This window comes from Clostridium sp. AF21-20LB, from assembly GCF_003478795.1.
Classification (GTDB): domain Bacteria; phylum Bacillota; class Clostridia; order Lachnospirales; family Lachnospiraceae; genus Otoolea; species Otoolea fessa.
This window is the reverse complement of sequence record NZ_QUGD01000054.1, coordinates 1-1,720: the sequence shown is the minus strand read 5'-3', so window position 1 is coordinate 1,720 and position 1,720 is coordinate 1. Positions and strand designations below refer to the sequence as shown.

The window sequence follows — 1,720 nt, the reverse complement described above, 5'->3', positions numbered from 1 at the left end:
TTCTCTGCGGCCACATCTCTGTGGCACCCTTTATCCCGAAGTTACAGGGTCATTTTGCCGAGTTCCTTAACAATGCTTCTCCCGCCGGCCTTAGGATTCTCTCCTCATCCACCTGTGTCGGTTTACGGTACGGGTACATATCACACAATAGCGGCTTTTCTCGACAGCTCGAATCCCGGACTTCGCTACTTTAATTCGCTCCGCATCACGTCTTCGGCTTACTAAGCGGTTTTGCCAGCTTAGCACCTACCTCGCTTGCCCTGGTATCTTCATTCCCAGGTTCCGGTATCTCTCTGTGTCCCCACAGTTCTGATGATATGCAGTACAGGAATTTCAACCTGTTATCCATCGACTACGTCTTTCGACCTCGCCTTAGGCCCCGACTTACCCAGAGCAGATCAGCTTTACTCTGGAAACCTTAGATATTCGGCCTGGAGGATTCCCACCTCCATCTCGCTACTCATTCCGGCATTCTCTCTTCTTAAAAATCCACAGCTCCTTATCGGTACTGCTTCGTCTCTTTAAGAATGCTCCTCTACCAATGTATAATTACATTCCTAAGCTTCGGTGTTGTGTTTTAGCCCCGGACATTTTCGGCGCAGGACCTCTCGACTAGTGAGCTATTACGCACTCTTTGAATGTGTGGCTGCTTCTGAGCCAACATCCTAGTTGTCTTCGAAATCCCACATCCTTTTCCACTTAACACACACTTTGGGACCTTAGCTGTAGGTCTGGGCTCTTTCCCTTTTGACTACCCAACTTATCTCGTGCAGTCTGACTCCCGTACATCATTTATGCGGCATTCGGAGTTTGATATTCTTCGGTAGACTTTGACGCCCCCTAGGAAATTCAGTGCTCTACCTCCGCTAAACTAATACGAGGCTAGCCCTAAAGCTATTTCGAGGAGAACCAGCTATCTCCGGGTTCGATTGGAATTTCTCCCCTATCCACACCTCATCGCCACCCTTTTCAACGGATGTGCGTTCGGTCCTCCATTCCCTTTTACGGGAACTTCAACCTGGACATGGATAGGTCACCCGGTTTCGGGTCTGCACATGCTGACTTTACGCCCTATTAAGACTCGCTCTCGCTTCGGCTCCGGAGCTTTACTCCTTAACCTCGCCAGCATCCGCAACTCGCCGGACCGTTCTACAAAAAGTACGCGGTTGCACCTTAACGTGCTTCCACAGCTTGTAAACACAGGGTTTCAGGTTCTCTTTCACTCCCCTCCCGGGGTCCTTTTCACCTTTCCTTCACAGTACTATGCGCTATCGGTCACTAAGGAGTATTTAGCCTTGGGGGGTGGTCCCCCCGAATTCCCGCAAGGTTCCACGTGTCTCGCGGTACTCTGGATCCTGCCGCTGCTTATCGTTTTCATGTACGAGGCTTTCACTCTCTCTGGCCGGTCTTTCCAGGACCGTTCCATTAACGAATCAGCTCACTTATGCAGTCCGTAACCCCAGAGTGCACGCACTCTGGTTTGGGCTCTTCCCATTTCGCTCGCCGCTACTTTGGGAATCGATGTTTCTTTCTCTTCCTCCGCCTACTTAGATGTTTCAGTTCAGCGGGTTCCCTTCCATACGTTATGTATTGGCGTATGGATGACTGAGGTCTTCTCAGCCGGGTTTCCCCATTCAGATATCTCCGGATCAATGGATATTTGCTCCTCCCCGAAGCTTTTCGCAGCTTATCACGTCTTTCATCGGCTCTTAGTGCCAAG

1 rRNA gene is annotated in these 1,720 nt (G+C 50.4%); it reads right to left on the bottom strand.

From position 1 onward, the window contains the following. A 23S ribosomal RNA gene (locus tag DWX76_RS13670) occupies positions 1-1,720 on the bottom strand; the annotation flags it as partial.